A 24450-nucleotide genomic window follows, 5' to 3' on the forward strand; every position below is an offset into this window, starting at 1 on the left:
GGTAGATACATAACTGGTCGCCGGGGTTCAGTCCCGGCGAGCCAGAAGCCTCGATCCGACGAGAAGCGCGTAGAAGGCAAAGAACACGGCGAGGGTGATCGAAAAGCCTTTGGGCCCGAGAACATCCATGCCGGCGCCAACCGCCTGCGGTCCGACCAGCATGCCGACCGCATAGCAGAAAACGAACGCTGCATTGGCGGAGGCGAGTTCACGGCCGGTCAATTGCGATCCGAGATGCGCGAGCCCGACCGTGTAGAGGCCGGCAACCACGCCGCCCCAGACGAAAAGCAGGGCGGCGACGATATACCAGTTGCTCGAAATGAACGGCAGAATGCACATGCCGGCAAGCCCGATCAGGGCGCAACCAAGCAGGATCTTGCGGCGATCGTTGACGTGATCGCTGAGAAGACCGATGGGAATTTGCAAAAGAACGTTGCCGAGCCCGATCGTCGTGAGCAGCAGGGCAGCATTGGCTTCGCTATAGCCTATGCGCGAGCCAAACACCGGGAAGAGGGCGAAGCCTCCCGTTTCGACCGCGCCGAACACGAAGACCGCTGCCGTGGCAGTAGGGACCGCCCAGATGAATGGCGCAAAGGGCACATGTTCTTCTTCCTTGAAGTCCGGGCTGTCGTTCCATGCGAGAAGCACGGGCAGTATCGCGAACAGAATGATCCCGAAGCCCACCGCGAAAGGCATGATTCCCGTGCTGCCAATGCGCGAAAACAGCCAGGGGCCAAGCGCAAATCCCATCGAAAGTACGGTGGCATAGATGCCGAGTACCAGACCGCGCTTCTCGGGCGGGGCCGCCGCATTGATCCAGTATTCGGAAAGGATGAACAGCATCGTCAAGGCGAAGTGCAGGAAGACACGCAGCACCATCCACATCCAGAAGTCGGTGAAGAAATGAAATCCGACAAAGGAGAAGGCGCCGATAAGAAGCATTCCGATCAGGGTTGGTACGACACCGAGTCGGGCTGCAATCGGAGCTGCGAAAGGCGCGGCGACGATGGACGCAATGCCGGCGACGGCCGCATTCAGGCCGATCATGGTTGCCGAATGACCGCGACTTTCCAGAATGACGCTGAGGAGCGGAATACCAAGACCAATGGCAACGCCAACGGCGCTGATGGTAGCAATGGCAGCGACGAGTGCGCGCCAGTGGGTCTGAACCTTCACCTGTTCAGCCGTCTGCATTGAATCCATGAATCAAAAGACCTCTCGGACGAATCGTCCATATTTCATGCGGTATTGAATAAGGGCATTGCCGGGTGTCAGTGACGGATTCTCGCCGAGGAGAGTCTCCGCCTCCTTGATGATCAACCGGGTAATTTCGGGAATGTCGAGTTGCCTTGCCTGCGCGAAGGGAAGCCAGCATAGCTCCTCGAGTTCCTGGGAAGGACCGGTCGGCTCGGGGAGCGTATCGGCGACGGCGTCGCGAAAAGCAAGGAAGAATCGCGTATCGAACCGGCGCGAGCCACCGGGGGGCGTGGTCGCCCTTGCAAAATATCGAAGGAGGGACAGGTCCGGTATGATCCGGCGCTCCGAGAAGGCCGCCCAGTCCGGATGCTTGATCAAAGAACGATCGTCATGCCGGCGCCCGAGGAGAAGACCGGCCTCTTCATAGGTCTCGCGGATCGCTGCAAGGGCCAGAGCCCTGCAGCGCTGGAGGCTGGGCCTGCTGCCCATGCCGCCGAGAAGCTTCGCCTGATCGGCCTCCGCAAGTTCCGAAAACGCAGATACCCGCCCATCGAACACTTCGGTGCGGCCGCCGGGAAACACGAATTTTCCTGGCATGAAGACGTGGCGCATGTGGCGCTTGCCCATGAGTATCCGCAGCTCTGGACCGGAACGGTCGACGAGCAATAGCGAGGCAGCATCGCGGGGCCTTATGCGCGCCGCTCGCCGCTTGTCGGCGACCGCGGCTTCGTGGTTCTGGCCGTTCACCGCCATGAGCTCACTGGTCCGATGGTTCCAGATCGTCGGTCTCGCCGCCGAAGCCATGCATGTAATTTGCCCACTGCAAACCGATGATCGCACCCTTGATCGGCTGAAGCAGGGCAATCGACATAATGATGGTCAAGGGCACCCAGATCGCGAGGTGCACCCAGTTGGACAGGATAAAGAGGGTTTCGACTGCGAGGAAGCCGCCGAGGACGACGTGTCCGACAATCGTGATGGTGATGTAGGCGGGAAAGTCGTCGGCGCGTTGGTGGGTAAAGTCTTCGCCGCATACCGAGCAATTGTCGACGGACTTGACGAACGCACGGAAGAGCTTGCCTTCGCCGCAATTGGGGCAGCGGCAGCGAAAGCCCCGCCACATTGCCTGTCCCACGGGACGAACGGGCCGCGTCTCGCCAGTGCCTGCGCCAAACGTCTGTATTGTCGTCATCCTCTGCCTCTTCGCCCTCCGCGGGAGACGGTGGATGGGCGCTTCTGGTTTCCGCGCACGAAGCGCTTTGCCTTGTGATGCGAGCGTACCCCGCTTGGTACGGGGTGAGGCTCGGAGAGCATTTCGAACCGCAATGCGCCCGCCACGGGCAATGCTTCTACCAGCCTGACTTCGACGACATCGCCAAGTCTGAAGCCTTTTCCGCTTCGTTCGCCAGAGAGGGCATGGTTGGTTTCGTCGTAAAGATAGTAATCATCACCCAAAGTTGAAATGGGAATAAAGCCGTCGGCACCATATGTCGCAAGCGAAACGAAGAGCCCCGACTTGGTTACGCCCTGCACGCGCCCCTCGAAACTCGCGCCGACCTTGTCGGCAAGATAGTGCGCGATGAGGCGATCCACCGTGTCGCGCTCGGCGGCCATGGCGCGCCGCTCCGCCGTCGATATAAGCGCGGCAATTTCCGCAAGATCGGCTTCTTCCTTCGGCGTGATGCCGTCCGAACCAAGACCGATCGCCGCGATCAGCGCCCGGTGGACGATCAAATCGGCATAGCGGCGGATCGGGGACGTGAAGTGGGCATAACGATGCAGATTGAGACCGAAATGCCCAATGTTCTCAGGATTGTATTCAGCCTGCGACTGGGATCTGAGCACAACCTGATTGACCAGTTCCTGGCTTTCGCTGCCTTCCACCCGTTTCAATATGTTGTTGAACTGGTTCGGGCGCAGCTCCGCACCGCGCGCCAGCGAGATGTCGAGCGTGCGCAGAAATTCCCGCAGCGTCTCCTGCTTTGCCAGCGACGGCGCATCATGGATGCGGAAAATCAGCGGCTGCTTCTTGCGCTCGAGTGTTTCCGCGGCGGCCACGTTGGCCTGGATCATGAATTCTTCGATGAGCTTGTGCGCGTCGAGCCGTGGGGGCACGACGACCTTGTCGACCTTACCCTCCGGCGTCAGCAGAATCTTTTTTTCCGGAAGATCGAGTTCGAGCGGCTCGCGCGCATCCCGGCCGCGCTTCAGGACGCTGTAGGCGTCCCATAGTGGTCGCAGGATGGTGTCGAGGATCGGCTGTGTCTTTTCATCCGGGGAACCGTCTATGGCGGCCTGGGCCTGGGGATAGGCAAGCCGCGCATGCGAGCGCATCATGATGCGGTGGAAACTGTGCGATACCTTCTTGCCTTGGGCGCTGAAAATCATGCGGACGGCGAGGGCAGGGCGATCGACCAGTTCCTTAAGCGAGCAAAGATCATTTGAAATGCGCTCGGGCAGCATGGGCACCACCCGGTCGGGAAAATAGACCGAGTTGCCGCGCCTCAGCGCTTCACGGTCGAGCGCGGAGCCCGGCGTCACATAGGCGGCGACGTCGGCTATCGCGACGGTGACGATGTAGCCGTCGGGGTTCTTCTCGTCGGCGTCAGGCTCGGCATAGACCGCATCGTCGTGGTCCTTGGCGTCGGCCGGGTCGATCGTCACCAGTGGAACCGCGCGCCAGTCCTCGCGGTGCTCCATTGTTGCGGGTTTGGCCTTCTCTGCTTCGGCGATGACGCTGTCTGGAAATACGTGCGGTATCTCGTGCTCGTGGATCGCTATCATCGACAGCGCTTTTTCACTGGCCACCGACCCGATGACTTGCGTGATCCGGCCCAATGCGAGCCCATACCGACTGACCTTCAGCACCTCGACTTCAACAAGATCGTTCGGCTTGGCATTGTTCAGCTGCGCGGGATCGATCGAAAGCTCTACCTGGCGACGCTCGACGGGCTCGAGCCGCCATTCGCCATTGTCGAGTTTGCGCAGGACGCCGAGCACTGCATCCTTGCGATGTTCGATCCGCTTGATGACGCGCGCCGTATAGGCATGGCCCGATGCATCGGCGCCATGAAAGATGCGCGCAAGGACCCGATCGCCGACGCCAGGGACAGGACCTTTCTGGTTCCGCGAGGCGCGAATGAAGACAACCGGCGGGCGATCATTATGATTGGGGTCCCATTCCGCGGGCCTGGCAATGAGCCCGCCGTCGCTTTCCCGCCCGGTGATATCAAGAACGGCCACATTGGGAAGGCTGCCGGGGAGAGCGAGACGCTTGGCACGCTTTTCGACGAGGCCGTCGTCGGCAAGATCGCGGAGAATGTCCTTCAGGACAATCCGCGCCTCGCCCTTGAGGTTGAATGCCTTGGCAATATCGCGCTTGCCGGCAAGGTCCGGATTTTCCTTGATAAAGGCAAGAATCTCATCCCGGCTCGGCAAGAAGGATTCGCGCTTGCCTTCTGCGGAACTGGCAGGCCGCTTTTTTCCGCTGGGTGGAGAGATACGGCGTGCCAATTCAGCTTCCTAACTTGCCTTTTTCGCGGCAACCTTCTTGGCTGCCGGCTTCTTGGCAGTTTTCTTCGCGGTGGGTTCCTTCTTGGCGGCAGCCTTGCGCGCCGGCGCCTTCTTGCCGCCCTTGGAGCCCGCTTTTTCCGCAATCATGGCAAGCGCTTCTTCGACCGTAACGACAGCCGGATCCTTGCCCTTAGGCAATGTCGCATTGACCTTGCCCCAATTGACGTAAGGGCCATACTTCCCGTCGCGCACCGTGATCGGACCGCCATCAGGATGATCACCGAGCTGCTTGAGCGCTGCGGGTGTTCCTCTGCCGCGACCCGGACCCTTCGCCTGCTTTTCAGCAAGAACAGTCACGGCGCGGTTGAGCCCGATAGAGAATACGTCCTCGGCGCTTTCGAGATTGGCATAGGTGCCGTCATGGGCGATATACGGGCCGTACCGCCCGATGCCTGCCGAAATCATCTTGGCGGTTTCGGGGTGCTGCCCGACATCACGCGGCAGCGACAATAGGGCCAGCGCTTTTTCGTGGTCGATCGTTTCGAGCGTCCAGCCCTTGGGCAGGCTGGCGCGCTTGGCTTCCTTGCCGTCGCCGCGCTGAATATAGGGGCCGAAGCGGCCGCTGCGTGCAGTGATGTCCTCGCCGGTATAGGGATCCTTGCCGAGAAGCTTGGGCTCGTCGCCGCTATTGCCGTTCTCGTTTGCCGCCTCACTGCCGCCGAGCTGGCGCGTGAACTTGCACTCGGGATAGTTCGAGCAACCGACGAATGCGCCGTATTTGCCAAGCTTCAGCGAAAGATTGCCCGTTCCGCACACCTGGCAGATGCGGGGATCGCTGCCGTCTTCACGCGGCGGGAAGACGAGCGGGCCGAGTTCCTCATTGAGCGCGTCGAGAACGTTGGTGACCCGCAGTTCCTTGATACCATCGACGGACCCGAAAAAATCGGTCCAGAAATCGCGCAGGACATCTTTCCACTTGAGCTTGCCGTCGGAGATTTCATCGAGCTTTTCCTCAAGGTCCGCCGTGAAATCATATTCGACATAGCGCTTGAAGAAGCTTTCCAGGAAGGCGATCACAAGCCGGCCCTTGGCCTCGGGGATAAGTTTGCGCTTCTCGACCGCAATATATTCGCGGTCGCGCAGTGTCGTTATCGTTGCCGCATAAGTGGACGGGCGGCCTATGCCGAGCTCGGTCATCTTCTTGATGAGCGTTGCTTCCGAATAGCGCGGCGGTGGTTCGGTCGAGTGTTGGCTGGCTTCGATCTTCTCGCGGGCGAGGGCCTCGCCAGCCCTGATCTCGGGCAGGCGGGCGCTGTCTTCGTCGACATCCTCTTCCTCGCGGTGATCGACATAGGCTCCGAGGAAACCGTCAAAACGGACGACCGAACCTGTCGCACGCAATTGCGCCAGGCGGGAACCGTTCCGCGCCTCGATGTCGACGGTCGTACGCTCGATGTCGGCCGATTGCATCTGGCTCGCGATAGCGCGCTTCCAGATCAATTCATAAAGCCGCGCCTGATCATCATCGAGGAACTTGCGCATGTCCTTGGGGTGACGATTGAAGTCGGTCGGGCGGATGGCCTCATGAGCCTCCTGCGCATTCTTCGCCTTGGTCGAATAGTAACGCGGCTTCTCCGGCACATATTTGTCGCCGAAGACGCGCCCGATGGTCTTGCGTGCTGCCTGCACCGCTTCCGGATCCATCTGAACGCCGTCAGTACGCATATAAGTAATGAGACCGGCAGTTTCCCCGCCAAGGTCCATGCCTTCGTAAAGACGCTGGGCGATCTGCATCGTCCGTGACGAGGAAAAGCCCAATTGTCCGGATGCTGCCTGCTGCAAAGTGGAGGTGGTGAAGGGCGGTCCGGGACTGCGCTTTATCGGCTTTGCTTCAACGGCGGTCGCCTTAAACGAAGCGCCTTCGAGCATGGCGCGAATCTCACCGGCCTGTTCGCCATTCTTGATGTCGAGCTTGCCGAGCTTCTTGTCGTCGATTGCCACAAGGCGCGCTTCAAAGAGGTCGTTGCGCGGCGTCTTCAAGTGCGCTGCAATCGTCCAGTATTCTTCGCGCACAAACCGTTCGATCTCCGCCTCGCGATCCGCGACGAGCCGCAGGGTGACGGACTGGACACGTCCAGCCGAACGGGCGCCGGGCAGCTTGCGCCAAAGCACGGGCGAGAGGGTAAAGCCAAACAGATAGTCGAGCGCACGGCGGGCGAGATAGGCATCGACCAGCGGCATATCGATATCGCGGGGGTTCGCAATGGCCTCGAGCACCGAATCCTTGGTAACCGCGTTGAATGCAACACGTTTTACCGCCTTTGTACCGATTGCCTTCTTTTGCTGCAGCACCTCGAGCACATGCCAGGAGATCGCCTCACCCTCGCGATCAGGGTCGGTCGCAAGAAAGAGCGTGTCGCTCTCCTTCAAGGCCTTGATGATATCGCTCAGCCGCTTTGACGATTCGGAGCTTACTTCCCAGGACATCGAGAAATCATTGTCGGGGAGGACCGAGCCGTCCTTGGCAGGCAGATCGCGCACGTGGCCGAACGAGGCCAGGACCTTGTAGCCCGGGCCAAGATATTTGGTGATTGATTTGGCCTTGGTAGGCGATTCGACGACGACGAGATTCATTACGGATTCGAGCTTTCTGCCCTTGTCTGATTAAAGAAGTGCCGGTTTCGCACCGGTACAGAAGTCTGTGAAATGAACAGGCTTCTGCGCAACGTCAAGGTCTGGGCTTCAAAAATCGACAATTGCAACCACGGGTTGCTCAACGAGCTAATACAATTAATGGTATTGTCGTTTGCGGTGCAAGAGCCCCGGAGATTTTTGGCCGGTTATTTGATGTGTACGTGTGCAAAGTATAAAAAACAAGGACTTAAGTAGCTATACATTAAGCGATTTCTGGTCAAATATAGCGCCATTTCAGCATGGGCTTTTTCAAGGATGTAATTATGAGCGAAAGCAAAATCAATCCAGTCGAGAACGTCAGATTTATTCAGCAGATGCTCGGTGAGCTCCGCACGATGGCCCAAAACACCCGGTTGGACATGTTGGCCTACCTCATCGAGATCGCCTACATCGAGGGCAGCGACCAGTTGCGTCGCCACACGGGCTCGGACTCAGGAATAAACCAGCGAAACATATCCGCCTGAGTGGCGTTGCAAACGTCCGGCAAGATCGAGCTCAAGCAGAATCAGCATGATCAGGGAAGGATGCAGTCCACTCGCACGGATCAGCTCATCGATTTCGGTCGGAACAGGCCCAAGGAGGTTGACCACCCGGTCACGGTCGCTTTCATCAGGTGGGTTGAGCGAAAGGAAATCGATTTCCGGCGCGAGGAAGGCGGGCGGGTCGGCGATCGGTCGATCGACAAGCGGCGTGAGGCCGTCGATCACATCCTGCGTGCAGGTTGTCACCGTCGCGCCATTCTTCAGAAGATCGTTGGTGCCCTTGGCCCTCGGATCGAAAGGTGAGCCCGGAACGGCGAAAACGTGCCGTCCCAGTTCGCCGGCAAGCCGGGCGCTGATGAGCGAACCCGATCGTTCTGCAGCTTCCACCACGACGAGCCCCAGGGACAGTGCGGCGATGATTCTGTTGCGCCGTGGAAAATCCCGCGCACGCGGCTCCCAGCCGAAAGGCATTTCGCTGATGGCAGCGCCGTGTCGACTGGATATGGCTGCGTAAAGGTCAAGATTTTCCGGCGGGTAGGGCATGTCCAGTCCGCCTGCCATGACCGCGACGGTTCCATGGTCGAGGCTTGCCTCATGGGCGGCGGTATCGATGCCGCGCGCCAGGCCGGAGATCACGGCGAAACCTGCTTCTCCGAGGTCTCGCGCAAGCATGCGGGCAAACTTGAGCCCCACCAACGAGGCGTTGCGGGCGCCAACGATAGCAACCGGCGGAAGCCGGAAAACGTCAGGATTGCCCTTGATTGCCACGAGGGGAGGCGGATTATCGCATTGCCGCAGGTAGCGCGGATAGTCGGGTTCGCCGATCCCGACGAAGCGCGCGCCGGTTTTGGCCGCGGCTTCCATCTCGCGCATGGCGTCCTCGACCGGAGCGATGCGAATCGGGCGGTGCCCTCCACCGCGCCGAACGAGTTCGGGAAGCATTTCCAATGCGGCAGCGGCTGATCCGCAATGGGCTATGAGATCGCGAAAGGTCGCGGGGCCGACATTGTCGCTTCGGAGCAAACGAAGCCAGGCCAGCCGCTGGCTGTCAGAAAGGCGAATGCCTTTCGCGGCGTCATTCACCCTTTGGATCCGATCTTGCCCTCATTGCCGGCGACGAGACGCTGGATATTGGCGCGGTGCTTGATGAAGACGATGACGGTAAGGATCAGGAACAGCACGGCTATCTGGTGCAAGCCTATAATATAAAGTGCGATCGGAACAATCGCGGCCGCGACAAGAGCGGCGAGTGACGAGTAGCGCGTGGCATAGGCCACGCCAAGCCAGACTGCGGCAAAGATCAATGCACCCTGCCAGAACAATCCGAGCAGAACGCCCAGATATGTGGCGACGCCCTTGCCGCCTTTGAACTTCAGCCAGACTGGAAAAATATGGCCGAGGAACGCACCGAGGCCCGCTGCGATTGCCGCTTCCGGACTGGCGATCCCGGCGATCAGTACGGCGGCCGTTCCCTTCAACATGTCGAGGAGCAGGGTGGCCGCTGCCAGCTTCTTGTTGCCCGTGCGCAGCACGTTCGTGGCGCCAATATTGCCCGAACCAATGCTGCGGACGTCTCCGAGCCCTGCCATGCGCGTCAAAATCAGGCCAAACGGGATGGAACCCAGCAGATAGCCGAAGGCCAGTGCAAAGAGAAGAAGCGGAACGCCTGCTGGTCCGCCTGAAAAATCCGACATGCAACGCCCCCCTGGCGGCTTCTAGATAGTGAAGACTGATTTGCCTGCAACGAATGTCTGAATGACGCGCCCCTGGAACCGTGCTCCTTCGAAGCAACTGTTCTTGGAGCGCGACCGCAGATCTTCTTCCTTCACAACCCACGGCTCGTCAAGATCGACTATGGTCACATCTGCTTTGGCGCCGGGCCGCAACGAGCCGGCCTCGATGCCGAATATCCGGGCTGGCGCGCTCGACAGCGCTTCGACGATGCGCAGAAGCGGTACATCGCCGTTGTGGTGCAGCCGCAGCGCCGCACCGAGCAGCGTTTCAAGTCCGATCGCACCGGCGGCGGCATCGGCAAAGGGCAGGCGCTTGGTATCGACATCCTGCGGATCGTGGGCCGACACAATAATGTCGATCACGCCTTCGCGCAGCGCCTCCACCATGGCAAGCCGGTCCTCCTCGAGTCGCAGCGGCGGTTGCAGGCGGAAGAAGGTGCGGAACTCGCCGACATCATTCTCGTTCAGCGACAGGTGGTTGATCGAAACACCTGAGGTCACGTTGAGACCGTCCTGCTTGGCTTTGGCGATGACCTCTGCCGACATGGCAGTCGAGATCTGCGCCGCATGATAAGCGCCTTGGGTGAGGGCGGCGAGCCGCATGTCACGCTCGAGCGGGATAACCTCCGCTTCGCGCGGCGTGCCGGAAAGGCCGAGCCAACTGGCGAACAGGCCCTCGTTCATCACCCCGTTGACGCCGAGGTGGGGATCCTGGGCTTCGTGCGCGAGCACGACACCAAAATCGCGCGCATAGGTCAGTGCCCGTCGCATCAACTGCGTATTGGCGATGGAGTGTCGGCCCTCGCTAATCGCGACGGCTCCGGCTTCGCGGAGCAATCCGATCTCGGTCATCTCCTCGCCGTTGAGACCCTTGGTGACTGCGGCGGCCGGATAGACGTTGACGACCGCTGTGTCGCGCGCGGTACGCAGCACGAATTCGACGAGGGCGACATTGTCGATGACCGGGTCGGTATCGGGCATCATGATCATGGAGGTGACGCCGCCGGCGGCGGCAGCATGACTGGCGGACGCGATCGTTTCGCGATGTTCCGCCCCCGGTTCCCCAATGAAGACGCGGGCATCGACAAGACCGGGGAGGACAGATTTGCCCTTGCAGTCGATTATCGTTGCGCCTTCGGGCGTGCCCTGGTTACGAGCATCCGCTCCGCTCGCGACAATCCTGTCGCCGTCGATGATCAGGGTTCCTGTTTCGTCGAGGCCGCGCGAGGGGTCGACAATGCGGGCGTTCTGCAGAACTGTGGTGCTCATCCTGCAACTCCCTCCGCATTGCGGCGGGGGTCGAGCAGCGCTTCCATCACGGCCATGCGCACGGCGACGCCCATTTCCACCTGTTCCTGAATGACACTCTGTGAGCCGTCGGCAACGTCCGAAGCAATCTCGACACCGCGATTCATCGGACCGGGGTGCATGACCAGCGCGTCGGGCTTGGCATATTTGAGTTTCTCGCGGTCAAGCCCGTGATAGCGGAAATATTCGCGCACCGACGGAACGAATGATCCGGCCATGCGCTCGCGCTGAAGCCGCAACATCATGACCACGTCGGCGTCTTTCAGGCCGTCTTGCATGTTGTGGAACACCTCCGCGCCCATGTGGGCAATGCCGGAAGGAAGCAAGGTGGACGGTGCAACCACGCGAACGCGGGCGCCCAAGGCGTTGAGGAGGATGATATTCGAGCGGGCGACGCGCGAATGCAGGACATCGCCGCAGATCGCGACTGTCAGCCGCTCGACTTTCCCCTTGGCACGGCGGATCGTCAGCGCATCGAGCAGCGCTTGGGTCGGATGTTCATGCGCCCCATCGCCGGCATTGACCACCGAGCAACCAACCTTCTGCGCCAGAAGGGCAGCGGCGCCGGCGGAAGAGTGGCGGATGATCAGGATATCGGGCCGCATCGCATTGAGCGTCATCGCCGTGTCGATGAGCGTCTCGCCCTTTTTGACCGATGAGTTGCCGACCGACATGTTCATGACGTCGGCCCCGAGACGCTTGCCCGCAAGCTCGAACGACGATTGCGTTCGTGTAGAGGCTTCGAAGAAGAGGTTGATTTGGGTCCGGCCGCGCAGAACGCTCTTCTTTTTCTCGGACTGCCGTGAAACGGCAATCTCACTTTCGGCGAGATCGAGAAGCTGCGTTATGTCCTGGGGTGAAAGACCCTTGATGCCAAGCAGATGGCGATGGGCGAAAGGAGGTGGGAGCGTTTCCAATGTCATAGCAAGTCCCCCCTATAGGCCCGATGCCCCGCTGCTGCAAGCATCGGAGCGCGCATATCCTTTGTGATCGCCAACATGGCTGTGAACAATGGAGCATAAAGGTGGCGGGGTCGGCAACGGGCGTCAATTGCTGCTGTTGTCGAAGAGGCGTACAATCACCTCTGCCAGTGACGACGCGGATGCAATGAGGGGGCAGCATGTCAGATGGCATTATCCCGACACGCGCCGCCATGGAAGGCGGCGGATACTATAATCGCCATTCGGCGATGCAGGCTGCCGGAAATGCGGCGGCCTTGGCGCTGTGGCAATCGGCGGCGAATTCGGTCGCCTTCGGCGACGAACCGCTCGTCATTGTCGACTACGGCTCTTCTCAGGGCAAGAACTCGATGGATCCGGTAGCCATCGCGATCCAGGCGCTGCGGGCACGCGCCGGTGACGAGCGTTCCATCGAGGTGATCCACACGGATTTGCCCTCGAATGACTTCACATCGCTGTTCAATGCCCTCGAAAGCGATCCGCAGAGCTACATGACGGGATCGACGGGAATATTCCCCTCCGCGATCGGGCGCAGCTACTATGAACCCCTCTTTCCCCCGGGGCGGGTGCACCTTGGGTGGAATTCCTGGACCATGCAGTGGATGAGCCAGCACCCCGTCGACATTCCCGACCACATTTTTGCCCTTCACAGCAAATTTGAGGACGTTCACAAGGCATTACTCCTTCAACAAGCCCGCGACTGGCGGCTATTCCTGCAGCGCCGGGCCAGGGAGCTGCGCCATGATGGCAAACTACTATGCCTTTTCCCGGGACGGCCGGAAGACAGGGTTGGCTGGGAGTGGCTGACCAGCGAGTTGTGGCACGCCTTGCTCTCCATGAAGCACGATGGACTTCTTTCGGAAAACGATCTTCTGCATATCAATATTCCGACGGCCCCGCGCAAACTTGCCGATATCCGGGCGCCCTTTGCAACGGGAGATGGCGCGTTTGCCGGCCTGCGGATCGAGCACTCGGAAATATTGCCCGGGCCGGACTTGCATTGGGATGCGTTCGAGCGCACCGGCGATCCACTACCGCTTGCGCGCGGCTGGACCGGCATGATGCGGGCTTTCTCCGGCCCAACCGTGGCAGCCTCACTCAGCGCCAAACCGAACCGGGCAGCGTTGGTCGATGAGCTTTACGGCAGAATGGAAGCAAGCCTCGCGTCGAACCCGCGGCGGCATGAACACTTTGTCGCCGTCGTGCTTTTGCATAAGGTCGGTTGAGACGACTGGTTTTCTCCCACGCGGCCGATATCGACTAACGCCGGACACATCATATATTGAGTGAGTTAACCGCTTGTCAGATTCTTGGCACGATAAAGAGTCTGCGCGCGCCCGCATTCCGATTAAAACCCGAGCGTGCGACTACCCAAGCAAGTCAGGACCCGCTACTTGAAAACCCATGATGTTCTCAACCAGACACCGCCGATGAGCGGCCTTAACGCCTACCTCGGCGATCCCTTGCTGATGCAGATCACCAAGCGTTTCCCGCAGGAGGTGCGCAAGGAACTGGAACAGAACGGGCGCTTCGTACTCTCAAGCGATGCGCAGGATTTGGCGAGGCTAGCGAATGCGGAAACGCCAAAGCTGCGCACCCATGACCGTCAGGGCCGGCGCATCGACGTCGTCGATTACCATCCTGCCTATCATGCCTTGATGCGGCGATCGGTGTCGCAGGGCCTGCATTCCTCGATATGGGAAGACGGAAAGACGGAATCAGGCGTACGCCATCAAGCGCGCGCCTCGCGCTTCTACCTTACGGCCCAACTCGAGTGTGGCCATCTATGTCCGCTGACAATGACGAGCGCTTCGCTCGCGGCCCTGATGGCATCGCCCACGCTCTATCGCGAGTGGTCGCCGCTGATCCTGCCTCGCAAATATGATTCCAGCAACAAATCGCCGGCAAAGAAGGCCGGTCTCACACTCGGTATGGGGATGACCGAGAAGCAAGGCGGCACCGACGTTCAGGCCAATACAACGCGCGCCGAGCCGGATGGAAGCGGCTTTTATCGGATCACTGGGCATAAATGGTTCATGTCAGCGCCGATGTCCGATGCCTTCCTCGTTCTCGCGCAGGTCCGCGAGGGACTTTCATGCTTTCTCGTGCCGCGCATCCTTCCGGACGGAAGTTCGAACGGATTCCGCTTTCAACGGCTGAAAGACAAGCTCGGCAACCGCTCGAATGCCTCGTCGGAAGTCGAATTCGAAAGTGCCCTTGGCCAGATGATCGGAAATCCTGGAGAGGGCGTTAAAACGATCATCGACATGGTGACGCTGACGCGGCTTGATTGCGCCGTCGCTTCGGCAGGCCTGATGCGTGCCGGGCTTGCGGAAGCGGTGCACCATGCGCGCTACCGCGTTGCGTTCGAGACGACGCTCATCGAAAAACCGCTCATGCTGCGCGTGCTCGCCGATATGGCCCTCGATGTCGCGGCTGCCACGGCACTTGCAATGCGCCTGGCGCGCGCATTCGACAATGCTGCCAAGGATCGCAGCGAAGCCGCCTTCGCCCGCGTCATGACCCCGGTGGTCAAATACTGGGTCGCAAAGATCGCACCCGCGATGCTCTATGAAACGATGGAGTGCCTTGGCGGCAATGGTTACATCGAGGAAGGCAATCTCGCACGCTTCTATCGCGAGGCGCCGGTCAATGCGATCTGGGAGGGCTCGGGCAATGTCATGGCACTGGATGTTGTTCGCGTTCTCAAACGTGGTCCGCAGCTTTTCGATGAAGTGCTGAACTGGATCGGGGCCCAACTCGGACGGGGCGGGCAGGGCACAGTCGAAGTGCTGCGCGCAGCCATGCGCGTCACCGAGAACGATGAAGGTGCGGCCCGTATTCTGACCGAGCAGCTTGCACTGGCGGCGGCCGGTGCGGAACTGCGCTATCTCCATTCGGAAGATATAGCTGACGCCTTTATCGAAACGCGGCTCGGCGGCCAGTGGCGCACGACCTATGGCATGCTCGACGCGCGCCACAACGCTAAGAACATCGTGAATTCGCTTTATCCGGGCGCTTCCTGATTCTCAGGGGAAGCCGCAGAACCTTTGACCGCGCAGTGCACGCACCGCGTGCAGCATCATCATTGTCAGAAAAATCGGATAGTGACGCACAAAAATGCATCCCGAGTGCGCACGGGGGCTCGCTAATAGCTTCAATTTGAATTAAATTTTTGTAAATTAACCTTAACAAACGGTTTACATTGCGGTTCACTTCTTAAACGATAACACTGTCGTTCGAAATTGCACTGCAAATTCGTAGGGTTAAGATAAAGTGATTATGAGCTTCCCTTGGAGGAGTTACTGAATGCGCAGCTTCCTGATTTTCTGGGCGGGACCGCTGACTTTCCTTTGGGGATGGTATTTCCTGTCGTATTACGACCTCAGCATGGGCATGTATTTTTTCAGCCGTGAGATGCATGACCTGGTGTTTCAGATTTACGGGCAGGCGCTCGGCATAGCGCCGGAAAGCATTCCACCTCTGGTTGCGCGTGCTTGTATAATCGACACCGGCCTGGTCCTTGGCCTCATCGCCTTCCGCCGTCGACGCAAGATCATTGCCTGGGTAAGGGAATGGCGCGCAGCGCGGGCTGGCTACGGGAAGGAACTTCCGTCAATATCGGTTTCCTGACGCAGCGCCCGCAGACGGTCCAAAGCGCCTTGCAAGATAAAGGATGCAGCGGCTGAATCGATGCGGTCGGCCCGCTTCTGGCGCGATACATCCATTCCGATCAGAACGCGCTCGGCCGCAACCGTCGACAGCCGCTCGTCCCAATAGACAAATGGAAGTTCCGTCAGCTTTTCCATATTGCGCACGAAGGCGCGGGTCGCCTGCGCCCGCGGTCCCTCGCTGCCGTCCATGTTTACCGGCAGCCCGATGATAATAGCGCCGACATTTTCGGCATTGAGCGCTTTCAGCAAATCCTGAGCATCGTGCGTGAACTTGCTGCGTCTCAATACAGGGCGTGGATTGGCGAACGAGAAACCGCGATCTGAAATCGCGATGCCGATCGTCTTGGTCCCAAGGTCAAGACCGGCGAGCGTCTTGCCCTCCGCCACGCGCGTCTCAAGTTCTTCAATTGCCAATACCGTCAATTTGATTGCTTCCTGCACTTGCAATGCGGATCGATCGATCGCTTTAATCCGGCACACCTGACACATACCGCTTCTACGGCAGCGTGGCGAGCATCCAGTGAATGAAGGGATAAAGACATGAAAATTACCTGGCTTGGCCATTCGGCTTTCCGGCTCGAAACCGCAAAGAAAACGATTCTGATCGATCCGTTCCTGAACGGGAACCCCGGCGCCAAGGGCGTGGACATCAAGGAAGCAACCAGGGGCGTCGACCACATTATCCTGACGCACGGCCATGGCGATCACGTGGGCGACACGATCGCGATGGCCAAGGAAACCGGTGCGCTTGTCACTGGCAACGCCGACCTTGTGTCGTGGCTCGCTTCTAAAGGCGTCGCCCGGGTCGATCCCACCAATACGGGCGGTACGGTTTCCTATGACGGCTTTACGGTCACTTATGTCAACGCATTGCATTCATCGGCGCAGTTAACCGAAGACGGCGTGTCGCATTCCCTCGGCAGCGCGAACGGCGTGGTGCTGCATTTCGATGCCGATCCGACGCTTTATCACATGGGCGATACCGATATCTTCTCGGACATGGCGCTGATCAACGAACTGCACAATCCGCAGATCGGTATTTTGCCGGTTGGCGACCGTTTCACCATGGGTGGTGCGGTGGCGGCCCTTGCGGCGCGGCGATATTTCAAGTTCGAACACGCCATTCCCTGTCATTACGGCTCATTTCGCATAATCGACCAGACCCCGGAGAAATTCGTGGCCGGAATGGAAGGTGGTGAAACTAAAGTCGTAGTTCCGACAACGAATCAGCAATTTACCATTTGAATTGAAGTTGCTAGATCAACGCTGGCTCGTATCGACGCCTGGAGAAATGACGTGCGCAGACTGCTTTTTGCTTCCCTCTTGATGACATCGGTCTGGCCGGCATTCGCTCAAACCGTCGATGCGGATGGCGCGAAGGCGCTCGCCGATACGCTGGCGAAATATTTCGGCCGGTCCGCGATCGAGGGCAAGATCGTGAACGTTGCGCCCGCCGGGGATAACTACCGTATCACCTTGAGCCTGGCGGAGCTTTTCAAAGGAATGCCCAGTCGCGGCGTTAATGGCGATTTTATTAGCTCTGACCTGCTCGCCCGGCCGCTGGCCGACGGAACGTGGAACATATCGACTGCAACCCCTCCTGATTGGATCGACACGTCAACGTTTACGGGGTCGACGTATTGGTCGGTCAAGAATGCCCAAATGAACGGTGTTTTTGACCCGAAACTCGGTACATTCAGCAAGTCCGATTTTTCCTACGATGGCATGAAGATGAGGGTGGCGGCCGGTACCCAAGCCGCCGACGTGACTGCCGGCCCGGTGAAAGGCCAATTGAACGGGATGGCAAATCCTGCCGGCGGCGTCGATATGGGTTATACTCAAACCACAGGTAACTTCGTCGAAACGATCTCGCTGAAATCCCCGCTTCCAGCGGCACCGGATGATGGCGCTGTTACGCCGGCGCCGACCCTTCCCGCACCGCCGTCGAAGGTGGTTTTCAGCAGCGGGGAAGTGACGTACTCGGCGGATGCCAAGGGCGCACGCAATCTCGAAATTCTGGACCTATGGGCTTATTTTGTCGCCCATTCCGACACGAAGACGCTGACCGACCCGCAGCAGGCGGAACTGAAGGGCAAGCTCCTTGCGGTATTGCCGATCTGGGAGGAATTGACGGGGACATATCGGTTCGCTGGGCTCGATATCGATACGCCGCTCGGCAAATTCACAGCCAAGAACATCGTGCAGGAGATGGATTTCGACGGTATCAGCAAGGACGGTGGCTATCACTTTGCACTTCGAACCAACGGCCTCACCTATCCGGCCTTGCCTATACCGGATTGGGGCCTGCCGTTCCTGCCTACCGATGTCGAACTTGCCTTTGGCGCGGAAAGCGTTGATCTGGAAACCCTGGTGAAGGCCGCCGTGGCGGATATGGACCTGCGTCGCGACGAGCCGTTTTCGGATGCATTTGAGTCAAATGCCGCTGCGGCCTTTGTGACCAATCCGCCCAAGGTGGTTATCGACAAGAGCATGGTTCGGACCGCCGAAAGTGAAATCACCGTGGAGGGCGAAGTATCCTTTGCCGGCATGAAGCCGACAAGCCGCACCACCTGGGAAATGGCCGGGTTCGATGCCGCGCTCGATCGGCTGAACAAAGCCGCCGAGCATGAGCCCGAGGTCAAGAATTACGTCGTCTTTGCCAAGCTTGCGAAGGATTTCGGCACGAAGCTGCCGAACGGACATATGCAGTGGATCGTAGATCAACAGGCGGATGGGTCGGTCAGCGTGAATGGCAATCCTGTCAAGGGACCCGATCCGGTCGCGACACCCGACGATGACGACGCGCTGGATGGAACGACGCTCGACGACAATATTATCGATCCGGATGCCGGGAGCGATAGCGATAACGCGGATGCGCCGAAGCAATAGGCTCGTTTCACTGCGTCTTGTCCGTTGCGCTCGCGCGCGACGGACACTATAGCTCTGGAAGAAAAACCCGAACTTTAGGAAGTCCCATGTCTGTCGACGTATCCACCGTCAAGCGCGTCGCGCATTTAGCCCGGATTGCCGTGAGCGAAGCCGATGTCGAGCGCATGACCGGCCAGCTGAACGCCATTCTCGGCTTCGTGGAACAACTTGATGAGGTCAATGTCGACGGCGTCGAGCCGATGACGTCGGTGACGCCCATCGCGATGAAGAAGCGTCGTGACGAGGTCGATGACGGTGGCAAGGCTGCCGATATCGTCGCCAACGCGCCGATCCACGAGGAAAATTTCTTCGTCGTTCCGAAGGTCGTGGAGTAAGACCAATGGCCATCTCCATAGCCATCGAAACTCCATTGCAGGATGATGTAAGGTCGCTTGTTGCCGATCTTAATGCGCATTTGTTGCCGCTTTCTCCGGTCGAGTTCCAGTTCAAGATGACCGTCGAGGAAATGGCGGGCGCCGATACGACCGTTTTCGTCGCGCGCGATGAATCGGGCTTTGCCATCGGGTGCGGCGCGCTTAAAGAGCATGCAGACGGGCTTGGCGAGATCAAGCGCATGTTTACGCGGCCAACCGTTCGCGGCCAGCGCGTGGGATCGGCTTTGCTCGAGGCGATTACGGCCGTTGCGGTGGAAAGGGGCGTCACGCACCTCGTGCTTGAGACCGGCGTCGGGCCGGGTTTCGACGCGGCGTGGCGGCTCTACCAGCGCGCGGGGTTCACCCGTTGCGGCGTCGTGCTCGACTATCCGGATTCCGAACACAGTGCATTTTACGAGAAGCGGCTGGCGCTGACGCCGGCCCAATAGACAGGACCAGTCTCTGATATGACCGATTTGACCGCTCTCACCATTGCCGAGGCGCGCGACCAGTTGAAGGCGAAGGCGATCACCGCCACGGAACTCACTGGCGCCTATATTCAGGCGATCGAGAACGCGAACGATGCCCTGAACATCTATGTCGCTCAGACGCCGGAAAAGGCGCTGGAAATGGCCAAAGCATCGGACGCGCGGCTCGCGGCCGGGCAGGCTGGGGCGCTTGAAGGCATTCCGCTCGGCATCAAGGACCTGTTCGGCACCGAAGGCGTGCACACCCAGGCAGGTTCGCATATTCTCGACGGCTTCAAGCCGCACTATGAATCGACGGTCACGGCGAATCTCTGGGCTGACGGCGCCGTCATGCTCGGCAAGCTTAACATGGACGAGTTCGCCATGGGCTCGTCGAACGAGACCTCCTTTTACGGCCCCGTAAAGAACCCGTGGCGCGCCAATGGCTCGAATCTGGACCTCGTACCGGGTGGATCGTCCGGCGGTTCGGCTGCTGCCGTTGCTGCCCATCTCTGCGCCGGCGCGACGGCGACCGATACCGGCGGTTCCATCCGCCAGCCCGCGGCCTTTACCGGCACCGTCGGCATCAAGCCGACCTATGGCCGCTGCTCGCGCTGGGGCATCGTTGCCTTCGCCTCGTCGCTGGACCAGGCCGGGCCGATCGCACGGGACGTGCGCGACGCTGCGATTCTGCTGAAGTCCATGGCTTCGGTCGATCCGAAGGACACGACTTCGGTCGATATCGCGGTTCCGGACTACGAAGCCGCCATCGGCAAGCCGCTCGCTGGCATCAAGATCGGCATTCCGAAGGAATACCGCGTCGATGGCATGCCGGAGGAGATCGAGAAGCTCTGGCAACAGGGCATTGCCTGGCTGAAGGATGCAGGCGCTTCGATCGTCGACATATCCTTGCCGCACACGAAATATGCGCTCCCGGCGTACTACATCGTTGCGCCGGCGGAGGCATCGTCGAACCTCGCCCGTTATGACGGCGTACGCTACGGCCTGCGCGTGCCGGGCAAGGACATCGTCGATATGTATGAGAAGACGCGCGCCACCGGCTTCGGTGAAGAGGTGAAGCGCCGCGTAATGATTGGCACCTACGTGCTGTCCGCCGGCTATTACGACGCCTATTACCTGAAGGCGCAGAAGGTGCGCACGCTGATCAAGAAGGATTTCGAGGATGCCTTCCATGCGGGCGTCCATGCGATCCTGACGCCGGCAACGCCATCGGCGGCATTTGGCATCGCCGATCAGGATATGGCGGCCGATCCGGTGAAAATGTACCTCAACGACATCTTCACCGTCACGGTGAACATGGCCGGCCTGCCGGGCATCGCCGTACCCGCGGGCCTCGACGCCAAGGGTCTGCCGCTTGGATTGCAGCTCATTGGGCGGCCGTTCGATGAGGAAACGCTGTTTCAGGCGGGCTACGTCATCGAGCAGGCAGCCGGAAAATTCACCGCTCCGAAATGGTGGTAATCAGGCGCGCAACAGAAGCCGACATCGCGGCAATTGCCGCAGTCGGCTCCCGCGCCTGGGCATCCAATATCTTCTCGTTCGAGCCTGAATTGCCGGGCATGCGTTCGCATGTCGAACGGGCGTTTCAGTCTTTTGCCGAAAGTTCCTATCAGCACGTGACGGTTGCCGAAGTCGATACAACCATCGTCGGATGGGGTGCTCGCGAAAAGGATAATGACTATATTTCCGACCTTTGGGTCGAACCTGCCGTTCAGGGGCAGGGCATTGGTTCGCAACTCCTGCGGGTTCTCAAGATTGCGATAGCAGATGCTGGATATGCGAAAGCCCGCATCAGCACGCATGCCCGCAATTCCGGCGCCATTCGGCTTTACCGGCGCGAAGGTTTCGCGATCATCGAACAGGGCCTTGAATGGTCGACCAGCCTTGAGCGCGAAATCGAGAAGGTGCACATGCTGGCGGAGCTTGGCTGATGTTCTTTGCCGCCTCGAAAATTTTCTGGTTCTTTGCCCAGCCGCTCAACTTCTCGATCTTGCTGTCGGGACTGGCTTTTCTGGCAATTCTCCTGTCTCGCAGGCGCCTCGCACTGGCAACGGCTGGCCTGTCGTTTCTTATTCTCGGCGTCGGCGCCTGGACATCGGTCGGCGCACTGATGATGCATCCGCTTGAAGACCGCTTCCTGCGCCCGCAAACCATGCCGGACAAGATCGACGGCATCATCGTCCTCGGCGGTGGCTTCGAGGCCGGAATTAATCTCGTCCGCGGCGGCTATGAGCTCAACGGCAGCGGCGATCGCTTCGTCGAGGCGGCCATTCTCGCGCGGCGATTTCCAGAGGCGAAGGTGGTCGTCACCGGTGGTGCCGGCGACCTGATCCTCGACGGAGAAGCGGACGGCGTGACGGCGCCGCGCTTGCTGACTGCTCTTGGGGTCGCACCGGAGCGCCTTCTGCTCGAATCCAAGTCGCGCAACACCTACGAGAATGCAATGTTTACCAAAGCCATGGTTGACGCGAAGCCCGGCCAAACCTGGCTACTGGTTACATCGGCGTTCCATATGCCCCGTTCGATGGGCCTCTTTCGCAAAGCTGGCTTCAATGTCCTGCCGTGGCCGTCCGATTACCGGACTTCGGGCAAGGAGCACCTTGGTATCGCACAGGACAATGCCCAGGATTCGCTGCAGAACCTCTCTATGGCGCTGCGCGAATGGATTGGTCTCGCCGTCTATAGGCTGACCGGACGTATCGACCAACTGGTTCCCTCGCCATGAAGGTGGATGTCCTTGTCATCGGCGCCGGGGCTGCTGGCATGATGTGCGCCATTGAAGCGGGAAAACGCGGACGTTCGGTGCTGATCATCGATCACGCCGCGGCGCCCGGCGAGAAAATCCGGATATCGGGGGGCGGGCGCTGCAACTTCACCAATCTCAATGCCGCGCCGCAGAATTACATCAGCAACAACCGCCACTTCTGCATATCGGCCCTGCGCCGATATACGCAGCGGGATTTTATAGCGCTCGTCGATCGTCACGCCATTGCTTGGCATGAAAAGACGCTGGGACAGCTGTTTTGTGACGGCTCGTCCAGGCAGATCATCGACTTGCTCGTCACGGAAATGAGCCGTGCTGGCGTGGAAATGCGTTTACGCACAACGGCAAGTTCAATCGAACCGATCTCCGACGGCTACAGTATCGACCTCGATGGGCAGAAGGTCAGGTGTGCATCGCTTGTTGTCGCTTGCGGCGGAAAATCCATTCCGAAAATGGGTGCGACGGGATTCGGCTATGATATCGCCCGCCAGTTCGGTATCCCTGTCACGGAGACTCGGCCGGCGCTGGTCCCGCTGACCTTCGACGAGAAGACGCTTGCACCGATCAAGCCCCTCTCTGGCGTCTCGGTCGATGCGGTGATTACGCATGGACGTACAAGCTTTGCCGAGGCGATGCTCTTTACGCATCGCGGCCTCAGCGGTCCGGCGATCCTGCAGATTTCGTCTTTTTGGCGGGAAGGCGATACGATCTCCGTGGCGATGCTGCCTGGCACCAAGGTCTTCGAGGCCTTGCGCGGAGCGCGCTCGCGCAATGGCAAACAAGCCCTGCAGACTGCGCTCGGGGAGCTTCTGCCGAAGCGACTTGCGCAGCTCATTGCGGAAAACAGCAAGATCGATACGCACCTTGCCGACCTCTCGGACAAGCAACTCCTGGCTGTAGAAAAGGCCGTCAACGATTGGCAAATCAAGCCGGCCGGTTCGGAAGGGTATCGCACGGCGGAGGTCACGCTTGGGGGCGTCGATACAGACCATCTCGACCAGAAAACGATGGAGGCAAAGTCGCACAGGGGACTTTATTTCATCGGTGAGGTTGTCGACGTAACCGGTTGGCTCGGCGGCTATAATTTCCAATGGGCCTGGTCGTCGGGCTGGGCGGCGGGTCAGGTTGCATAAACCTGCATAAGCTGAGATTCTGCTGATGACTGTTTCGCCTGAGGGAGGCAATCATGACCATTCATGCAAGCTGCCATTGCGGCGCCATCAAATTCGAGGTCAGTGAAGTGCCGGCCTCCGTAACCGCCTGCACGTGTACCTTCTGTACCAAGCGCGGGGCGCTGTGGGCCTATTACACGCCGGATCAGGTCAAGCTCTCGGTGACGCCCGAAGCGGATGCCGTTTACTCGCGCAGAGGCTTCAGCAAACACCATCATTGCCTCGTATGCGGTTGCGGCACGTTCTCGGTACTGCCGACCTGGGTCGACTTAAAGCCGGATTTCGAACATCCGCGCACCAGCGTCAATATTCGGCTGTTCGACGATTTCGATATCACCTCGCTGCCGGTCAAAACGGTTGACGGGAGAAATCTCTGGTAAGTCGTTGCCTCCGGTCGAGAATCCTGCTTCCCTGACCCGGGGCGATGTTTTAGTCGAACAGGGAGGTAGGCCATGTGGATCAATCTGACTGACGTTAATGGCGACCACGTTACCGTCAATTTCAATCACGTTGTTTCATTCAATCCCTATGGTACTGGAACGCATATTGTAACGATCACGGCCGGGTTAACCTTCTTCGTCAAGGAAACTACTGACGAAATTCAGAAGAAGGTTGGAATTACCGCAAGCTGAACGGTTCCTGAACGACTTTGTCTGTAACGGCGAGCATCTTATCCTGATCGCCTCACCCCCGGCCTTTCCAGGCCCGCCCGACCTCGTTGGCGCAATTTTATTACGTGCGCCGACACTTTTGCGCAATGAACAGGATGCTTATTCATCGGCGGGGAAACTATTCGCAATCTACTGGTTTTATTCAAATATAGGTCAAAATTCGATACAAAGAGTGATTTGTTAAATCGGTTTAGATCCCCTATTTATGTAGCATGCAGCGGACAAATGCGTCTGCTGAGGGAAGAGTACTCTGTTTGACGGAGTAGTTCGAAGTGGAGATGTTGCGGAATGATAACAATAACTAAAGACACATCATCATTGCCAGATACAAATGTACTGAAGATTGCAAACATTGCAAAAGCCAAGCCAACCCTGATCAAGGCGACCAAGAAATTGAGCCAGCCTGGCGAAAGCCGGACGATTTCGCAGATATTGCGCGAGTCCAGCGGCGGTTTTAGCTTCCGCCGTTAAGTTTGCTGCGCTTGCATATTTG

General features: G+C 59.2%; 25 protein-coding genes. 15 read left to right on the forward strand and 10 right to left on the reverse strand.

What is annotated here, in order from left to right; translation table 11 throughout:
* Positions 1–27: 27 nt before the first annotated feature.
* Genes BLR72_RS13470 through topA form a run of 5 tightly spaced genes read right to left on the reverse strand, consistent with a single transcriptional unit; the run spans position 28 to position 7344 of the window.
* Positions 28–1203 carry an MFS transporter gene (locus tag BLR72_RS13470; protein ID WP_091949291.1) on the reverse strand — a complete coding sequence of 392 codons (1176 nt, stop codon included), beginning with the start codon at positions 1201–1203 and terminating at the stop codon, positions 28–30.
* 3 nt (positions 1204–1206) lie between these two features.
* Positions 1207–1950 carry an NUDIX hydrolase gene (locus BLR72_RS13475; RefSeq protein WP_091949294.1) on the reverse strand — a complete coding sequence of 248 codons (744 nt, stop codon included), beginning with the start codon at positions 1948–1950 and terminating at the stop codon, positions 1207–1209.
* A 4-nt stretch (positions 1951–1954) separates the two neighbouring features.
* The gene (locus BLR72_RS13480) at positions 1955–2389 is read right to left on the reverse strand and encodes a DUF983 domain-containing protein (RefSeq protein WP_027232499.1); all 435 of its coding nucleotides are present in this window, start codon (positions 2387–2389) and stop codon (positions 1955–1957) included.
* Positions 2386–4710 (reverse strand): ribonuclease R, encoded by a 2325-nt coding sequence (gene rnr, locus BLR72_RS13485; RefSeq protein ID WP_091949297.1) that lies wholly within the window; start codon positions 4708–4710, stop codon positions 2386–2388. The genes BLR72_RS13480 and rnr overlap by 4 nt, the downstream gene beginning before the upstream one ends.
* Before the next feature lie 9 nt (positions 4711–4719).
* On the reverse strand, positions 4720–7344 hold the full coding sequence (topA, locus tag BLR72_RS13490; protein ID WP_091949300.1) for a type I DNA topoisomerase: 2625 nt from the start codon (positions 7342–7344) through the stop codon (positions 4720–4722).
* A gap of 323 nt (positions 7345–7667) precedes the next feature.
* Between topA and BLR72_RS13495 the strand changes: the two genes are divergently transcribed.
* The gene (locus tag BLR72_RS13495; protein ID WP_081815942.1) at positions 7668–7868 is read left to right on the forward strand and encodes a hypothetical protein; all 201 of its coding nucleotides are present in this window, start codon (positions 7668–7670) and stop codon (positions 7866–7868) included.
* On the opposite strand, the gene dprA is transcribed toward BLR72_RS13495, so the two are convergent.
* Genes dprA through BLR72_RS13515 form a run of 4 tightly spaced genes read right to left on the reverse strand, consistent with a single transcriptional unit; the run spans position 7836 to position 11850 of the window.
* The gene (gene dprA, locus BLR72_RS13500) at positions 7836–8969 is read right to left on the reverse strand and encodes a DNA-processing protein DprA (RefSeq protein WP_091949302.1); all 1134 of its coding nucleotides are present in this window, start codon (positions 8967–8969) and stop codon (positions 7836–7838) included. The two genes, BLR72_RS13495 and dprA, sit on opposite strands and share 33 nt — an antisense overlap.
* Positions 8966–9580, reverse strand: a complete 615-nt coding sequence (gene plsY / locus BLR72_RS13505; RefSeq protein WP_091949305.1) for a glycerol-3-phosphate 1-O-acyltransferase PlsY — start codon at positions 9578–9580, stop codon at positions 8966–8968. Before plsY ends, dprA begins: the two co-directional genes overlap by 4 nt.
* 21 nt (positions 9581–9601) lie before the next feature.
* Positions 9602–10888, reverse strand: a complete 1287-nt coding sequence (locus BLR72_RS13510) for a dihydroorotase (RefSeq protein WP_091949309.1) — start codon at positions 10886–10888, stop codon at positions 9602–9604.
* Positions 10885–11850 (reverse strand): aspartate carbamoyltransferase catalytic subunit, encoded by a 966-nt coding sequence (locus BLR72_RS13515; protein ID WP_027232506.1) that lies wholly within the window; start codon positions 11848–11850, stop codon positions 10885–10887. The genes BLR72_RS13510 and BLR72_RS13515 overlap by 4 nt, the downstream gene beginning before the upstream one ends.
* A 197-nt stretch (positions 11851–12047) precedes the next feature.
* Here BLR72_RS13515 and BLR72_RS13520 point away from each other — a divergent pair, with 197 nt between their 5' ends.
* The 3 genes from BLR72_RS13520 to BLR72_RS13530 all read left to right on the forward strand — a co-directional run bounded on the left by BLR72_RS13520 (position 12048) and on the right by BLR72_RS13530 (position 15519).
* Positions 12048–13112 (forward strand): class I SAM-dependent methyltransferase, encoded by a 1065-nt coding sequence (locus BLR72_RS13520; RefSeq protein WP_091949312.1) that lies wholly within the window; start codon positions 12048–12050, stop codon positions 13110–13112.
* Positions 13113–13280: 168 nt separating this feature from the next.
* Complete coding sequence (locus tag BLR72_RS13525; RefSeq protein ID WP_091949315.1) at positions 13281–14912, forward strand: acyl-CoA dehydrogenase family protein; 1632 nt, start codon at positions 13281–13283, stop codon at positions 14910–14912.
* A gap of 283 nt (positions 14913–15195) precedes the next feature.
* The gene (locus BLR72_RS13530; RefSeq protein ID WP_091949318.1) at positions 15196–15519 is read left to right on the forward strand and encodes a DUF6105 family protein; all 324 of its coding nucleotides are present in this window, start codon (positions 15196–15198) and stop codon (positions 15517–15519) included.
* Here the strand turns inward: BLR72_RS13530 and ruvX are convergent.
* Positions 15483–15983 carry a Holliday junction resolvase RuvX gene (gene ruvX / locus BLR72_RS13535; protein WP_091949621.1) on the reverse strand — a complete coding sequence of 167 codons (501 nt, stop codon included), beginning with the start codon at positions 15981–15983 and terminating at the stop codon, positions 15483–15485. The genes BLR72_RS13530 and ruvX overlap by 37 nt on opposite strands.
* A gap of 117 nt (positions 15984–16100) precedes the next feature.
* Here ruvX and BLR72_RS13540 point away from each other — a divergent pair, with 117 nt between their 5' ends.
* The 11 genes from BLR72_RS13540 (at position 16101) to BLR72_RS22285 (ending at position 24428) form a co-directional block, all read left to right on the forward strand.
* On the forward strand, positions 16101–16805 hold the full coding sequence (locus tag BLR72_RS13540) for a metal-dependent hydrolase (protein WP_091949320.1): 705 nt from the start codon (positions 16101–16103) through the stop codon (positions 16803–16805).
* Between the two features lie 51 nt (positions 16806–16856).
* Positions 16857–18449: a hypothetical protein gene (locus BLR72_RS13545; protein ID WP_091949323.1), complete on the forward strand. Its 1593-nt coding sequence runs from the start codon at positions 16857–16859 to the stop codon at positions 18447–18449.
* Positions 18450–18535: 86 nt separating this feature from the next.
* Positions 18536–18823, forward strand: coding sequence for an Asp-tRNA(Asn)/Glu-tRNA(Gln) amidotransferase subunit GatC (gatC, locus tag BLR72_RS13550; protein WP_091949326.1), 288 nt, complete (start codon positions 18536–18538; stop codon positions 18821–18823).
* A 5-nt stretch (positions 18824–18828) separates the two neighbouring features.
* Positions 18829–19311 (forward strand): GNAT family N-acetyltransferase, encoded by a 483-nt coding sequence (locus BLR72_RS13555; RefSeq protein ID WP_027232514.1) that lies wholly within the window; start codon positions 18829–18831, stop codon positions 19309–19311.
* A gap of 18 nt (positions 19312–19329) precedes the next feature.
* Entirely contained in the window at positions 19330–20811 is a 1482-nt protein-coding gene (gatA, locus tag BLR72_RS13560) for an Asp-tRNA(Asn)/Glu-tRNA(Gln) amidotransferase subunit GatA (protein ID WP_091949329.1), read from the forward strand.
* Complete coding sequence (locus tag BLR72_RS13565; RefSeq protein WP_091922598.1) at positions 20802–21281, forward strand: GNAT family N-acetyltransferase; 480 nt, start codon at positions 20802–20804, stop codon at positions 21279–21281. The genes gatA and BLR72_RS13565 overlap by 10 nt, the downstream gene beginning before the upstream one ends.
* A complete protein-coding gene (locus tag BLR72_RS13570) occupies positions 21281–22075 on the forward strand; it encodes a YdcF family protein (RefSeq protein ID WP_091949331.1) in 795 nt (264 codons plus the stop codon). Before BLR72_RS13565 ends, BLR72_RS13570 begins: the two co-directional genes overlap by 1 nt.
* Positions 22072–23247, forward strand: a complete 1176-nt coding sequence (locus BLR72_RS13575) for a BaiN/RdsA family NAD(P)/FAD-dependent oxidoreductase (RefSeq protein ID WP_091949334.1) — start codon at positions 22072–22074, stop codon at positions 23245–23247. The genes BLR72_RS13570 and BLR72_RS13575 overlap by 4 nt, the downstream gene beginning before the upstream one ends.
* Before the next feature lie 53 nt (positions 23248–23300).
* Positions 23301–23666: a GFA family protein gene (locus BLR72_RS13580; protein WP_091949337.1), complete on the forward strand. Its 366-nt coding sequence runs from the start codon at positions 23301–23303 to the stop codon at positions 23664–23666.
* A gap of 72 nt (positions 23667–23738) precedes the next feature.
* Positions 23739–23918 (forward strand): hypothetical protein, encoded by a 180-nt coding sequence (locus BLR72_RS13585; protein WP_091922603.1) that lies wholly within the window; start codon positions 23739–23741, stop codon positions 23916–23918.
* 327 nt (positions 23919–24245) lie between these two features.
* Entirely contained in the window at positions 24246–24428 is a 183-nt protein-coding gene (locus BLR72_RS22285; RefSeq protein WP_139202531.1) for a hypothetical protein, read from the forward strand.
* Positions 24429–24450: the final 22 nt, after the last annotated feature.

The organism is Phyllobacterium sp. YR620 (genome assembly GCF_900104165.1).
Taxonomy (GTDB): domain Bacteria; phylum Pseudomonadota; class Alphaproteobacteria; order Rhizobiales; family Rhizobiaceae; genus Phyllobacterium; species Phyllobacterium pellucidum.